This is a genomic window from Pseudomonas sp. MF06569 (assembly GCF_059862735.1).
The window spans coordinates 405,110-418,632 of record NZ_JCBCUZ010000001.1 but is presented as its reverse complement, the minus strand read 5'-3'; the positions used below and the strand labels follow the sequence as shown (position 1 = coordinate 418,632).

Below are 13,523 nucleotides of genomic sequence, written 5' to 3'. Positions count from 1 at the left end.
GCCCGATGGCGTTGCCACCCAAGCCCGAAGTGGGCTTGCCGCTGTGGTTGCTGGCCGAACTGACCTATCGCTGCCCGCTGCAATGCCCGTACTGCTCCAACCCGCTGGACTTTGCCCAGCAAGGCAAAGAGCTGAGCACCGAGCAGTGGATCAAGGTTTTTCGTGAGGCACGGGAGATGGGGGCTGCCCAACTGGGCTTCTCCGGGGGCGAGCCACTGGTACGTCAGGACCTGGCCGAGCTGATCGGCGAAGCCCGCAAGCTGGGTTTCTACACAAACCTGATCACCTCGGGCATTGGCTTGACCGAGCAAAAGATCAGCGACTTCAAAAAAGCCGGGCTGGACCACATCCAGATCAGTTTCCAGGCCAGTGACGAGCAAGTGAACAACCTGCTGGCCGGCTCGAAAAAAGCCTTCGCGCAAAAGCTCGAAATGGCCCGCGCCGTGAAGGCACACGGCTATCCGATGGTGCTGAACTTCGTCACCCATCGGCACAATATCGACAAAATCGACCGCATCATCGAGCTGTGCATCGCCCTTGAGGCCGACTTTGTTGAGCTTGCCACCTGTCAGTTTTACGGCTGGGCCCAGCTCAACCGCGTCGGCTTGCTGCCGACCAAAGAGCAGCTTGTCCGTGCTGAGCGCATCACCAATGAATACCGCGCCAAACTTGAAGCCCAGGGCCACCCCTGCAAGCTGATTTTCGTCACCCCGGATTATTACGAAGAACGCCCAAAAGCCTGCATGAACGGCTGGGGCAGCATCTTTTTGACCGTGACGCCTGACGGCACGGCCCTGCCGTGTCATGGTGCACGGCAAATGCCGGTCGAGTTTCCCAATGTGCGCGACCACACCATGCAGCACATCTGGTACGACTCGTTTGGCTTCAACCGTTTTCGCGGTTATGACTGGATGCCCGAGCCTTGCCGCTCGTGCGACGAGAAAGAAAAGGACTTCGGCGGCTGCCGTTGCCAGGCCTTTATGCTCACCGGGGACGCCAGCAACGCCGACCCGGTCTGCAGTAAATCGCCCCAACACGACCTGATTCTCAAGGCGCGCGAAGAAGCAGAGCACGCCACCCAGACCATTGAACAATTGGCCTTCCGAAATGAACGAAACTCACGTCTCATCGCTAAAGGCTGAACCGTTCAGCGCCGCGCTCGCTGTGGCCGCCGGGGTCGATTTCGCAGAATTGCGCGTCGGCCCACAGGGCCTGTTCTGGAACGAATACCGACCACAGGACGCTGCCTGTCGCATCTGGCATTGGCGCGACGGCCAGGCTTGTTGCCTGACGCCCGACGGTTTCAGCGTACGCAGCCGGGTCTACGAGTACGGCGGCGGCGCGTTTTGCCTGAGTGATGACGCCGTGGTGTTCGTCAACGAGGCCGACCAGCAGCTGTACCGGCAACCCCTGGACGGCACTGCCCCGCAGCCCCTGACCCAGGGCGCCTGCCGTTATGGCGACGTGCAGTTTGCTGCGGGCCAGGTGCTGGCTGTCGAAGAACACCTCGATCAACATCGACTGGTCAGCATCGACCTGAGCACCCTGGAGCGCCAGGTTCTGGCCGAAGGTGCCGACTTCTACGCAGCGCCCACACCGAGCCCCGACGGCCAGCGCCTGGCCTGGATCGAATGGAGCCGTCCCCATCAGCCGTGGACCTCGACCCGCTTGATGCTGGCTGAAGGCCAAACCGCTGGGCGCTGGAACCCCGCGCATTGCCTGGCGGGCGATCTCGCAGAAGAATCGCTGCAACAACCGCGCTTCGACGAACACAATCGCCTGCATTGCCTGACCGACCGCGCGGGGTTCTGGCAGCCGTGGGCCGAGTCGGGTGAGGGCCTGATGCCTGCACCCAGCGCCCACGCCGACCATGCCCCTGCACCTTGGCAATTGGGCGCCAGCACCTGGCTGCCGATGGGCGAGCAGGCCTACCTCGCCAGTTGGACCGAGGCTGGTTTCGGGCATTTGGGTATCCGCACGGCTGACGGCACCATTGACGACTTCACCGGCGAATACAGTCGCTTTCGCAGCCTGGCACTGGATGATGAGTTCATCTATTGCATTGCCGCGTCGCCTGTCTATCCATCGGCAGTGGTGCGCATCAGTCGCACCGACCACTGCGTCGACGTGCTGGCCGGTGGCGTTGCGCCGCTGCCTCCCGAGCACATCAGCCGTCCGCAGACCCTGTGCTATCCCTCAGGCGGGGGCCAGGCACACGGTTTTTTCTACCCCTCGATGCAGGGCGAAATCAAACCGCCCGTGGTGGTGTTTATCCACGGCGGCCCGACGTCTGCCTGCTACCCGATGCTCGACCCGCGTATCCAATACTGGACCCAGCGCGGCTTTGCCGTGGCCGACCTCAACTATCGCGGCAGCAGCGGCTATGGCCGTGCCTATAGGCAAGCCCTGCATCTGAAATGGGGAGACGTGGATGTGGAAGACGCCTGCGCGGTGGTCAGCTATCTCGCCGAACAAGGACTGATTGACCCCGGCAAGGCATTTATTCGCGGTGGCAGTGCAGGTGGCTACACCACGCTGTGCGCGTTGGCGTTCAACAACGTATTTCGGGCAGGTGCCAGCCTGTATGGCGTCAGCGACCCGATTGCCCTGGCCCGTGCCACCCACAAGTTTGAAGGTGATTACCTGGACTGGCTGATCGGCGATCCGGAGCGCGATGCCCAGCGCTACGCGGCTCGCACCCCACTGTTACACGCCAGCCAGATCAGGGTGCCGGTGATTTTCTTCCAGGGTGAACTGGACGCTGTCGTGGTGCCGCAACAAACCCGGGACATGCTTCTGGCCTTGCAAGCCAACGGCATCCCGGCCAAGGCCCATTACTACCCCGACGAGCGCCACGGTTTTCGCAAGGCCAGCAACCAGGCCCACGCACTGGAACAGGAATGGTTGTTTTACAGCCAATTATTGACGCACTGATCCCGTGGGAGCGGGCTTGCTCGCGATAGCATCAACTCAACCGGCCTGATGGACCGAGTTGCCTGAATCGCGAGCAAGCCCGCTCCCACGCGAATCAGTTGCCGCACTAGCGCTTGGCGATAATCCACACCGCGTGCACGATCCCCGGAATGTAACCGCACAACGTCAGCAGAATATTCAGCCAAAATGCCCCTGCAAAACCCACTTGCATAAATACGCCCAACGGCGGAAGCAGGATGGCGAAGATGATTTTGATAAGGTCCATATTCACAGCTCCCAATGATTGGCGGGCTCAATCAAGCCCTACCGACAATCGACTGCGAGCTCAGGCCAAAGGTTCAGTCAGCACTTATCCACAGACAAAAAAACGCCCCGTGCCGAAGAAATCAGGCACAGGGCGACGCGTTATACCGCGAGACGGTTCTTTAAATTCTGTGTGGCCGATGCAGTCAGACCGCAACACCGCGACGGCACTGCAACTGGGCCGTGCGAACACGGGCAAAGGCCCGGGCCAGACGCAGCAGCATTTCATCTATGTTGCCCTTGCTGACGCACAGTGCCGGGGTAAACCGGAGGCAATCAGGTTGCGGCGCGCTGATCAGCAACCCCTCGTACAGCGCCGCCTTGACCACCGCCTGGGCCGAGTCGTCCGATAAGGTCAGCCCCCACAGCAGACCCTGCCCACGCAATTCACCCTGTGCATAACTATTGGCCAAACGGCCCAGGCCTTCGCGCAAGTGCTGCCCCGCGTCACGGACCTGCTGCAAAAAGCCCTTCTCCAGCATCGTGTCGAGCACTGCCAAGCCTGCTGCGGTCATCAAGGCATTGCCATGATGGGTGCCGCCCAGTTCGCCTGGCGCCAGGCAGCACGCCTTGCCGCGAGCCAGCAGCGCAGCCAGTGGCACTCCCCCGCCCAGGCCCTTGCCCAGGGTGATGATGTCGGCGCGAATGCCGTAATTCTGCTCCGCCAGCAGCGTGCCGCAACGGCCCATGCCGGTCTGGACTTCATCCAGAATCAGCAAAATCCCCAACTCGCGGCACAAACGCTCCACACCCTTGAGGTAATGCTCGGTTGCCGGGATCACGCCGGCTTCGCTTTGCACCGGTTCCAGCATGATGGCCACGGTCTGTGCATCGACGGCCGCATGCAACGCGGGCAAGTCGTTGAACGGCACATTGATAAAGCCCGGCAGTTGCGGCTCGAAACGGTTATCCAGCGTCGCGCTGCCCGAGGCCGACATCGCACCAAAACTGCGGCCATGACAACTGCGGCTGGCCGTGATAATCCGGTGTGCGCCCCCGCGATGCAGTTGCCCCCATTTGCGCGCCAGCTTGATTGCGCCCTCGTTGGCCTCAGCGCCGGTATTGAGCAAATGCACTTGATCGCTGCCAGTGCTTTCACACAAGCGATGCGCCAAATCCAGCATCCCCCGGTTTAAAAAACCCGCACCTGGGTTCATCAAGGATTGCGCTTGGTCGGCCATCGCCTTGACCAGCACCGCCGGGCTGTGGCCCAGGCTGTTGGCCGCCCCGCCCTGGGTGAAATCCAGGTACGCACGGCTGTCGCTGTCCCACATCCACGAACCTTGTCCGCGCACAAACACATGGGCTTCGCGCTCAACGCAAGGCATAAGGTACTCACGGGAAGGGTGGTTGCCAGATATCGAGGGTGCCGAATGCGCAGCCATCTCTTCAAGACTGGGGGAATGGCGACGCAGGTTAAACAGGTTCATGCACGCGGACCTTGTGACCATAAACAGATTCGATTTGCAACCTGCGGCTTTTCATATAGAAGGTAAACCTCTCGATGGGTTTATTGCCCTGCCTATGTAAAACGCCGCTGCACATCAGCCTCTCTGGCTCGATGAGCCTTGTGGAATGGGCGTAGACTAGGCGCCTCAAGGCCAATGGGCCATTTCGTTTTTTAAGCATTTTCGATAAGTATTACTTATGGATTTCAAGCAACTGCGTTATTTCGTCGCGGTCTATGAAGAAGGCCATGTGGGCCGTGCTGCCGAGCGTCTTTCTATCTCGCAGCCAGCCCTTTCGCAGCAGATCCGCCAGCTCGAACACAACCTCGATGTCAGCCTTTTTGAGCGCAGCAGCAAACGCCTGCTGCCCACGCTTGCAGCGCACACGCTGTACAACCACGCCTTGCCACTGCTCGATGGTTTGCAGCGGGCCAAGGAGGCCTTGCACCATTTCCAGGGCCAGGCCCTGCGCACGATTGCCATCGGCGTGTTGCAAACCGTGCACACCAGCCTCGTCCCGCACATGCTGGAGCGTGTGCGCCAGGCCCAACCCCATTTGGTGGTACAGATTTACGAGTTGACCGGCATCGAGATCGAAAGGCGCCTGCTCAATGGTTCACTCGATATTGGTATCAGCTACCTGCCGCCACGCCAGCCAGGCCTGCACGGCATGATGCTGTACGAAGACGAGCTTCAACTGGTCATCCCGGCTGATCATCCGCTGCGTGAGTTCAAGAAGGTTTCACTGAGCCAGGCCGCAGAGCTGCCGATGCTGTTGCTGGGGGAAGAGTTCCAGGTGCGCCAGATCTGGCAAACCCAGCTCGCCAACCTCGGCCGTCGACCGCAGGTCCAGGCCGAGTTGAATACCATGGCCGGGATCCTCGACAGCCTGCCCCACAGCAAACTGGCCACCGTATTGCCGGGGCGCTCGCGCCATCAACATGACGACCAGACATTGCTGTGGAAACCCCTGAGTGAGCCTCGCGTACCGCTGAAGGTCGGGCTGGTGTGCCGTGATGTGCAGCGTCAGCAAGCCACATTGGGGCTATTACGCACGCTGCTTGAGGATGTGATGCAGAGCAATGAACAAACGTTGTAGCCGCCTAGCAGCTGCTACGGAGGGATCTAACGTCAAAGTAAAAATTCTGACGCACAAAAAAGAAAACCCCGCCGAGGCGGGGTTTTACAGACTGTTTCCCTGACATCCTTTTCACTCCGCCATCCTGGCAGAATCCTACGTGTCCCTGTTGTTGCTTTGAGCTTCCTGCTCTACGTCCATGGAAAGTAGATTACCTCTGGATCCAATCTGGCGATATGGGAGATTGTCAGCATGCAATGTAAGCAAATGCTTACAAATTAATAAACCCTTTAAAAATGTGCCTCGTCCAGCAGATAAAGGGAATCGCTGCCCGCCTTCACCGACGCGCTCAATGAATGGATCCGCGGCAGCAAACGTGCGAAGTAGAAGCGTGCAGTGCCCAGTTTGCTGGCATAAAAGGCTTCATCGGCCTCTTTGCCCAACGCGGCCCTGGCCATCAACGCCCACATGTACGCATACGTCGTGTAACCAAAAACTTGAAGGTACTCGACCGATGCGGCTCCGATCTCGTTCGGGTTGTTTTGCGAGCGGTCCAGCACCCAGGCTGTCAACTGATCAAGTGTGTCCAAAGCCGACGCCAATGGCTGGGTGAACTCATTCAGATCGCTGTTGGCCGAGGCGATGAACTGACGAATCTCGTCAGCGAACTGGCGATAGTAAACACCCTGGTTACCCACGATCTTGCGCCCCACCAGATCCAGCGCCTGGATACCGTTGGTGCCTTCGTAGATCTGGGTAATACGCACATCACGCACCAGTTGCTCCTGGCCCCACTCACGAATGTAGCCGTGACCGCCGAACACTTGCTGACCGTGCACCGTGGTTTCAAGCCCAAGATCCGTTAGGAAGGCTTTGGCCACAGGCGTCAGCAAGGCAACCAGACCATCAGCCCGCTCACGCGCCGATGGGTCTTCGCTGAACTTGGCAATGTCCAACTGATTGGCAACATACGTCGAAAAGGCTCGCCCCCCTTCGTTCGAAGCCTTCATGGTCAGCAGCATGCGGCGCACGTCCGCGTGCACGATGATCGGATCCGCCACTTTGCCCGGGGCTTGAGCGCCGGTTGCAGCACGCCCTTGAAGGCGGTCGCGGGCATATTCAACCGCGTTCTGGTATGAGCGCTCGCCACAGGCAAGACCCTGAATGCCAACCCCCAGGCGTTCATAATTCATCATGGTGAACATCGCAGCCAGGCCACGGTTGGGCTCGCCCACCAGGTAGCCGACAGCTTCATCGAAGTTCATCACGCAGGTGGCAGACGCCTGAATGCCCATTTTGTGCTCAATCGAGCCGCAGGTAACCGGGTTGCGATCACCCAGGCTGCCATCGGCATTGACCATGAACTTCGGCACCAGGAACAGCGAAATGCCTTTGGGCCCGGCAGGCGCATCCGGCAATTTGGCCAGCACCAGGTGGATGATATTTTCCGTCAGGTCGTGTTCGCCGCCAGTGATGAAGATTTTGGTACCACTGACTTTATAAGAGCCATCCACTTGAGGTTCGGCTTTGGTGCGAATGATCCCCAGATCCGTCCCGGCATGGGGTTCGGTCAAGCACATGGAACCGGCCCACACGCCCGAATACATATTGGGCAAATAGGTGGTTTTCAGTTCTTCGCTGGCGTGGGCGTTGATCGACACACAGGCGCCGGCGGTCAACATCGGATACAGGCCGAAGGACAGGCCGGAGGAGTTAATCATTTCTTCGACCTGGGCCGACACCGCCTTGGGCATCCCCATGCCGCCGAACTGTGGATCACCGCCAACGCCGACCCAGCCGCCTTCGGCGTAGGTGCGATAGGCATCGACGAAACCTGCGGGGGTGGTCACCGCACCGTTGTCCCAGTGACACCCTTCTTCATCACCGCTTCGGCTCAGCGGCGCGATGCTTTTAGCGGTGACCTTGCCCGCCTCTTCAAGAATGGCTTCTACCGTTTCAGCATCTACGGTGTCTGCCAACGCAGGCAATTGCGCCCAAAGTGTAGCGACCTCGAACACTTCATTGAGGACGAAGCGCATATCGCGCAGGGGCGCTTTGTAGTCAGCCATGGCAAACCTCGTAATCTGTAAACGGCGATTAATGTAGGACCCAGTCTAGCTTAACGACAATGGCGATACATAGGGTCATGCTGTGACCATATAGGCATATATGGTCATGTATTTTTTTGTGGGAGCGGGCTTGCTCGCGATTCAGGCGACGCGGTGTTTCAGGAAGACCGTGGTGATGCCATCGCGAGCAAGCCCGCTCCCACATGAGGCCAACCAAAAAAAAACCGCTCCCCCCGAAGGAGAAGCGGCTTTTGGAAGATGACCCGCCAGGACTTAGTAGCCCAGGTCGAAGTCTTCTTCTTTCATGTCCATCAGGTTGGCAGCGCCCGACAGCATGGTGGCAACGTGTGCGCGTGTGCGCGGCAGGATGCGCTGGAAGTAGAAGCGCGCAGTTTGCAACTTGGCTTTGTAGAACGCTTCTTCGGACGTGCCGGCCGCCAGCTTTTCAGCCGCCAGACGGGCCATGTCAGCCCAGAAGTACGCCAGGCATGCATAACCGGAATACATCAGGTAATCGACCGAAGCCGCACCCACTTCTTCACGGTCCTTCATGGCTGCCATACCGACCTTCATGGTCAGCTCGCCCCATTCCTTGTTCAGTGCAGCCAGTGGCGTGACGAATTCATTCAGCGCTTCATTGCCTTCGTTGCTCTGGCAGAACTTGTGGACGATTTTGGTGAAACCCTTGAGGGCTTCGCCTTGGGTCATCAACACTTTACGGCCCAGCAGGTCGAGTGCCTGGATACCGGTGGTGCCTTCGTACAGCATCGAAATGCGGCTGTCGCGAACGTTCTGCTCCATGCCCCACTCAGCGATAAAGCCGTGGCCGCCGTAGATTTGAACGCCGTGGTTGGCGGACTCAAAACCGACTTCAGTCATGAACGCTTTGGCGATCGGAGTCATGAAGGCCAGCAGTGCGTCGGCTTTCTTTTTCTCTGCTTCATCAACGCCGTATTTCACGATGTCGACTTGCTTGGCGGTGAAGTAAACCATCGCACGGTTGCCTTCGGCGAATGCCTTCATGGTCAACAGCATGCGACGTACGTCCGGGTGAACGATGATCGGGTCAGCCGCTTTTTCAGGAGCTTTTGGTCCGGTCAGCGAACGCATTTGCAGACGGTCACGGGCGTATTTCAGGCCGCCCTGGAAACCGATTTCGGCGTGGGACAAGCCCTGCAAAGCGGTGCCCAGACGTGCGGTGTTCATAAAGGTGAACATGCAGTTCAGGCCTTTGTTCGGCGGGCCGATCAGGAAACCTGTCGCGCCGTCGAAGTTCATCACGCAGGTCGCGTTACCGTGGATGCCCATTTTGTGCTCAAGCGAGCCACAGGACACGGCGTTGCGCTCACCCAGGCTGCCATCGGCGTTGGCGTTGAACTTGGGAACGATGAACAGCGAAATGCCTTTGGTGCCAGCCGGTGCATCCGGCAGGCGGGCCAGAACGATATGGACGATGTTGTCGGCCATGTCGTGCTCGCCAGCCGAGATGAAGATCTTGGTGCCCGAAATCTTGTATGAACCGTCAGCCTGAGGTTCCGCCTTGGTGCGCAACAGGCCCAGGTCAGTACCGCAATGGGATTCGGTCAGGCACATGGTGCCGGTCCACTCGCCAGTCACCAGCTTGCTCAGGTAAGTGGCTTGCTGCTCGGGAGTACCGTGCTCGGAGATGGTGTTCATCGCACCGTGGGACAGGCCCGGGTACATGCCCCACGACCAGTTGGCAGCGCCAACCATTTCACTGACTGCCAGACCCAGCGACTCCGGCAGGCCCTGGCCGCCGTGTTCGACGTCATGGGCCAGGCTCGGCCAGCCGCCTTCAACGAATTGTTTGTAGGCTTCTTTAAAACCGGTAGGGGTTTTAACCCCGGATTCACTCCAGGTGCAGCCTTCGATGTCACCCACGCGGTTCAGAGGTGCCAGCACCTGCTCACAAAACTTGGCGCCTTCTTCAAGAATGGCGTCAACCATATCTGGAGTAGCGTCCTGGCAAGCCGGCAGGCTCTGATAATGCGCTTCGTAACCGAGCAGTTCGTCACGAACGAAGCGAATATCACGCAAGGGGGCCTTGTAGTCAGGCATAGCGATAAACCTCTGCTGATGAATCCGGGGATGAACGACCGCGTGGATTTGTTATGGCGGTCAAACAGGTGTTTGAAACATACGTTTACGCCTATTTATTGTCAAGCAGCGCGAAGCCGCCGTTCGTCTTAGGTCGGCTCGTAGGCAAAGGAGGATTGATTTGTGGGAACTGCTGTTAGTCCAGCAGATCCAGTTGCAGATATTCAGCCACGGACTGCGCCGATGCCGATTTCAGCTTTGGCACACGACCCAGGCAGGGTGCGGGCAAACGCTCGGCCAACGTGGCGAGGTTCTCTTCCAGGCGTGAAGTTTTGGGACCAATGATATTGGCCACCCAGCCAGCCAGTTGCAGGCCATCCCGTGCAATCGCTTCGGCGGTCAGTAACGCATGGCTGATACACCCCAAACGCACGCCCACCACCAGAATCACCGGCAGATCCAGCGCTTGAGCCAAATCCGACAAGCTGTCTTGCCCTGAAAGCGGCACGCGCCAGCCACCCGCGCCTTCGATCAGGGTGAAATCTGCCTGCCTGGCCAAAATGTGCTGCATGGGTTCCAGCAGCGAACGAACCGTCAACACCACCCCGGCTTCGCGCGCAGCGATATGCGGAGCGATAGCCGGTTCGAAGGCTATCGGATTGACCTCGTCATAATTGAGCTTGATCGAGCTTTCGGCCATCAGCGCCAGCGCGTCTGCATTGCGCAGGCCCTGTGGCGTGATTTCACACCCGGACGCCACCGGCTTGCCCGCTGCCGTGCTCAACCCAGAGATGCGGGCGGCATACAGAAGACCTGCCGCCACCGTGGTTTTACCCACATCGGTATCAGTACCGGTAATGAAGTACGCAGGGCTCATCGCGCTTTCTCCAAAATGCCGTAGACCACTTGATACGTCGCCGGCAACCCGAGCGGCTGACGAAATTGCTCATAGGCGCCAACCATCCCCTGAAGCCGCGCCCGGCCGCTCAATCCTTCAGGACGACCGGGGTTCAGATTGTGCGCACCCAGCGCTTTAAGCTCATGGGTCAACTGGCGAACCTGAGCGTAGTGCAGCACATGGGGCTGTTTGTGCAAGCCGAGTACCTGCATTCCACTGTTGGCACACAACTGCTCATAGGTCTGGAACTCACGGAAACGATTGACGTGAACCTGACCATCGACCGCTCGCCAACTGTCGCGCAACTCACTCAAGGTGCCCGCACACAAACTGGCAAACGCCAGCACCCCGCCAGGCTTGAGTACACGATGGGCCTCGTTCAGTACCGCCTTGAAGTCCGCACACCATTGCAGCGCGAGGCTGGAGAAAATCACATCGCAGCTATTGGATTGCAGCGGCAGGCTTTCGGCATCGCCAGCAATGAAGTGTTGCGCACCACCCAGTGGGCGGGCGTACGCCAGCATGCCCTGGGCAATGTCTACCGCCAGCCCCTGGCTATCGACAAAACGCTGACCCAGCACGCGACTGAAATAGCCCGTGCCACTGCCCAGGTCCAGCCAGCGTTGCGGGCTAAGACCGGCCGGCAGCCGGGCGATCAATTCATGGCCAACGGCCCGTTGCAGCTCGGCAACACTGTCGTAACTGGCAGCCGCACGGGAAAACGAGACCGCTACCTGACGCTTGTCCGGCAAACTGGCCGGAAGCATCGCAATACTTAAATCATTCATCGCCCGACTCGTGTAAAAACGCCTGGATTGCCGCCGCCAATTCGTGGGGAGCTTCCAGTAAAAAAGCATGACAGGCCTGTTCAATCAGACCCACTTCGACATCGGGTAATAACGCCAGCACATCGGTCGCTGCCTGCACCGGCACCAGCGCATCAAGCCCGGCAAACAGGTGCAGTTGCGGCCCGCTAAAACGTTGCAAGGCATCACGGGCATCCAGCTTGCCCAACAGTTCAAGACCGGCCAGCAGGGTGTCGGGTTGAGCATGGGGCGCTGCGCCCAACAGCAGCCCGGCCAGTGCCCGAGACTCAGGCGAGCCCTGGCTGCACAACAGGCAAAAGCGTTTGAGGGTGGTGTTGGGTGCATCGCGAAAACCGCTGAGGAACGGTTCGAACGTCGACACGGGCATGGCGCTCGGCCAGTCCTCGCGACTGACAAAACTCGGGTTGCTGGCCAATGTCACCAGACCACAGCAACGGTCGCCCCGGCGTGCCGCCAACTCACTGGCGAGCATCCCGCCCAGTGACCAGCCGCCCAGCCATACGTTGTCGGGCAGGGTCGAATCGAGCTCGTCGAGCCAGTCTTCAAGATCGGCAGACAGCAGCACCGGCAGCGGTTCGATCTCGACCCGCAAGTGCTCGTCCAGAGCGCGCAATGCCTGGGCCAGAGGTTCCAGGGGTGACACCCCCAGGCCCCAGCCCGGCAATAAAACCAAACGATCACGCATGATCTGGCTCCAACGTCTGCCAACAGTCTTCGAGTGCACTTAACAATAGCTGCACCTGTGCCTCTGTGTGAGCGGCCGACAAGGTCACGCGCAAGCGTGCGCTGCCTGCAGGCACGGTTGGCGGACGAATGGCCGTCACCAGCAAACCGCGCTCGCGCAACCTCTGCGACAGGCGAATGGCCCGGCCACTGTCGCCCACCATGATCGGCTGGATCGGGGTAAAGCTGTCCATCAACTGCAAGCCGATTTGCTCGGCGCCACGACGAAACTGGCCTATCAAGGTGTTCAGGTGCTCACGTCGCCAATACTCGGTACGCAGCAGTTCAAGGCTTTTCAATGTTGCGCAGGCCAGGGCAGGGGGCTGGCTGGTGGTGTAGATGTAAGGCCGGGCGAACTGGATCAGGCTTTCGATCAGCTCTTCGCTGCCCGCGACAAATGCACCGCTGGTGCCAAATGCCTTGCCGAGCGTCCCGACCAGCACCGGCACATCGTCCGCACTCAAGCCGAAGTGCTCGACAATCCCGCCGCCATTGGCACCCAAGGGGCCAAAGCCGTGGGCATCGTCCACCATCAACCAGGCGCCTTTGGCCCTGGCTTCACGGGCCAGCGCAGGCAAGTCGGCCAGATCGCCGTCCATGCTGAATACGCCATCCGTCACCACCAGCGTATTGCCGCAGGCTTTCTCAAGGCGCTTGGCCAGGCTGACCGCGTCGTTATGCAAATAGCGATTGAAGCGCGCGCCGCTCAGCAAACCGGCATCCAGCAACGAGGCATGGTTCAGCCGGTCTTCCAGCACCGTATCGCCCTGCCCCACCAACGCCGTGACGGCGCCCATATTGGCCATATAGCCGTTGCTGAACAGCAGTGCCCGCTCACGGCCGGTGAACTCGGCAAGGGCTTCTTCCAGTGCGTGATGCGGGGTGCTGTGGCCGATGACCAGATGGGACGCCCCTCCCCCCACCCCCCAGCGTGAAGCACCGGCCTGCCAGGCTTCGATGACCTGCGGATGATTGGCCAGCCCCAGATAGTCGTTGTTGCAGAAGGCGAGCAAAGGCTGCCCGTCGACCACCACTTGCGGCCCTTGAGGGCTTTCAAGCAGCGGGCGTTGGCGGTACAGATTATCGGCACGGCGAACGGCCAGGCGGGCGTTTAGATCAAATGACATGCTGGCTGTAATCCCTTGTAGCCGCTGCCGCAGGCTGCGATGGGCAGCGAAGCGGCCC

Annotated in this window: 11 protein-coding genes; 3 read left to right on the top strand and 8 right to left on the bottom strand. The window is 59.6% G+C overall.

All coding sequences use genetic code 11. The annotated features are described in order from the left end of the window. Positions 1-5 precede the first annotated feature (5 nt). Both pqqE and AC19YQ_RS02005 read left to right on the top strand, forming a co-directional pair. Positions 6-1,142 carry a pyrroloquinoline quinone biosynthesis protein PqqE gene (gene pqqE, locus AC19YQ_RS02010; protein WP_019823034.1) on the top strand — a complete coding sequence of 379 codons (1,137 nt, stop codon included), beginning with the start codon at positions 6-8 and terminating at the stop codon, positions 1,140-1,142. Further along, on the top strand, positions 1,108-2,934 hold the full coding sequence (locus AC19YQ_RS02005) for a S9 family peptidase (protein WP_500594472.1): 1,827 nt from the start codon (positions 1,108-1,110) through the stop codon (positions 2,932-2,934). Before pqqE ends, AC19YQ_RS02005 begins: the two co-directional genes overlap by 35 nt. 106 nt (positions 2,935-3,040) lie before the next feature. On the opposite strand, the gene AC19YQ_RS02000 is transcribed toward AC19YQ_RS02005, so the two are convergent. After that, entirely contained in the window at positions 3,041-3,199 is a 159-nt protein-coding gene (locus tag AC19YQ_RS02000; RefSeq protein ID WP_004419451.1) for a YqaE/Pmp3 family membrane protein, read from the bottom strand. A gap of 184 nt (positions 3,200-3,383) precedes the next feature. Further along, on the bottom strand, positions 3,384-4,667 hold the full coding sequence (locus AC19YQ_RS01995) for an aspartate aminotransferase family protein (protein ID WP_339477951.1): 1,284 nt from the start codon (positions 4,665-4,667) through the stop codon (positions 3,384-3,386). 217 nt (positions 4,668-4,884) lie between these two features. Here AC19YQ_RS01995 and AC19YQ_RS01990 point away from each other — a divergent pair, with 217 nt between their 5' ends. Beyond that, positions 4,885-5,784 carry a LysR family transcriptional regulator gene (locus AC19YQ_RS01990; protein WP_133075281.1) on the top strand — a complete coding sequence of 300 codons (900 nt, stop codon included), beginning with the start codon at positions 4,885-4,887 and terminating at the stop codon, positions 5,782-5,784. Between the two features lie 269 nt (positions 5,785-6,053). Here the strand turns inward: AC19YQ_RS01990 and AC19YQ_RS01985 are convergent, their stop codons facing one another. The 6 genes from AC19YQ_RS01985 to bioF all read right to left on the bottom strand — a co-directional run bounded on the left by AC19YQ_RS01985 (position 6,054) and on the right by bioF (position 13,465). Beyond that, entirely contained in the window at positions 6,054-7,832 is a 1,779-nt protein-coding gene (locus tag AC19YQ_RS01985; protein WP_133075280.1) for an acyl-CoA dehydrogenase C-terminal domain-containing protein, read from the bottom strand. Positions 7,833-8,105: 273 nt separating this feature from the next. Next, positions 8,106-9,911, bottom strand: a complete 1,806-nt coding sequence (locus AC19YQ_RS01980) for a phenylacyl-CoA dehydrogenase (protein ID WP_500594471.1) — start codon at positions 9,909-9,911, stop codon at positions 8,106-8,108. 175 nt (positions 9,912-10,086) lie between these two features. Beyond that, positions 10,087-10,767, bottom strand: coding sequence for a dethiobiotin synthase (gene bioD / locus AC19YQ_RS01975; RefSeq protein WP_500594470.1), 681 nt, complete (start codon positions 10,765-10,767; stop codon positions 10,087-10,089). Further along, the gene (gene bioC, locus AC19YQ_RS01970) at positions 10,764-11,576 is read right to left on the bottom strand and encodes a malonyl-ACP O-methyltransferase BioC (protein WP_500594469.1); all 813 of its coding nucleotides are present in this window, start codon (positions 11,574-11,576) and stop codon (positions 10,764-10,766) included. Before bioC ends, bioD begins: the two co-directional genes overlap by 4 nt. Beyond that, complete coding sequence (locus tag AC19YQ_RS01965; RefSeq protein WP_339477943.1) at positions 11,569-12,300, bottom strand: alpha/beta fold hydrolase; 732 nt, start codon at positions 12,298-12,300, stop codon at positions 11,569-11,571. The genes bioC and AC19YQ_RS01965 overlap by 8 nt, the downstream gene beginning before the upstream one ends. Continuing rightward, positions 12,293-13,465 (bottom strand): 8-amino-7-oxononanoate synthase, encoded by a 1,173-nt coding sequence (gene bioF, locus AC19YQ_RS01960; RefSeq protein WP_500594468.1) that lies wholly within the window; start codon positions 13,463-13,465, stop codon positions 12,293-12,295. Before bioF ends, AC19YQ_RS01965 begins: the two co-directional genes overlap by 8 nt. Positions 13,466-13,523: the final 58 nt, after the last annotated feature.

What these genes read in the sequence shown, in the direction of transcription:
- pqqE (WP_019823034.1), top strand. Translation starts at nt 6, where the DNA reads ATGGCGTTGCCACCCAAGCCCGAAGTGGGCTTGCCGCTGTGGTTGCTG.
- AC19YQ_RS02005 (WP_500594472.1), top strand. Translation starts at nt 1,108, where the DNA reads ATGAACGAAACTCACGTCTCATCGCTAAAGGCTGAACCGTTCAGCGCC.
- AC19YQ_RS02000 (WP_004419451.1), bottom strand. Translation starts at nt 3,199, where the DNA reads ATGGACCTTATCAAAATCATCTTCGCCATCCTGCTTCCGCCGTTGGGC.
- AC19YQ_RS01995 (WP_339477951.1), bottom strand. Translation starts at nt 4,667, where the DNA reads ATGAACCTGTTTAACCTGCGTCGCCATTCCCCCAGTCTTGAAGAGATG.
- AC19YQ_RS01990 (WP_133075281.1), top strand. Translation starts at nt 4,885, where the DNA reads ATGGATTTCAAGCAACTGCGTTATTTCGTCGCGGTCTATGAAGAAGGC.
- AC19YQ_RS01985 (WP_133075280.1), bottom strand. Translation starts at nt 7,832, where the DNA reads ATGGCTGACTACAAAGCGCCCCTGCGCGATATGCGCTTCGTCCTCAAT.
- AC19YQ_RS01980 (WP_500594471.1), bottom strand. Translation starts at nt 9,911, where the DNA reads ATGCCTGACTACAAGGCCCCCTTGCGTGATATTCGCTTCGTTCGTGAC.
- bioD (WP_500594470.1), bottom strand. Translation starts at nt 10,767, where the DNA reads ATGAGCCCTGCGTACTTCATTACCGGTACTGATACCGATGTGGGTAAA.
- bioC (WP_500594469.1), bottom strand. Translation starts at nt 11,576, where the DNA reads ATGAATGATTTAAGTATTGCGATGCTTCCGGCCAGTTTGCCGGACAAG.
- AC19YQ_RS01965 (WP_339477943.1), bottom strand. Translation starts at nt 12,300, where the DNA reads ATGCGTGATCGTTTGGTTTTATTGCCGGGCTGGGGCCTGGGGGTGTCA.
- bioF (WP_500594468.1), bottom strand. Translation starts at nt 13,465, where the DNA reads ATGTCATTTGATCTAAACGCCCGCCTGGCCGTTCGCCGTGCCGATAAT.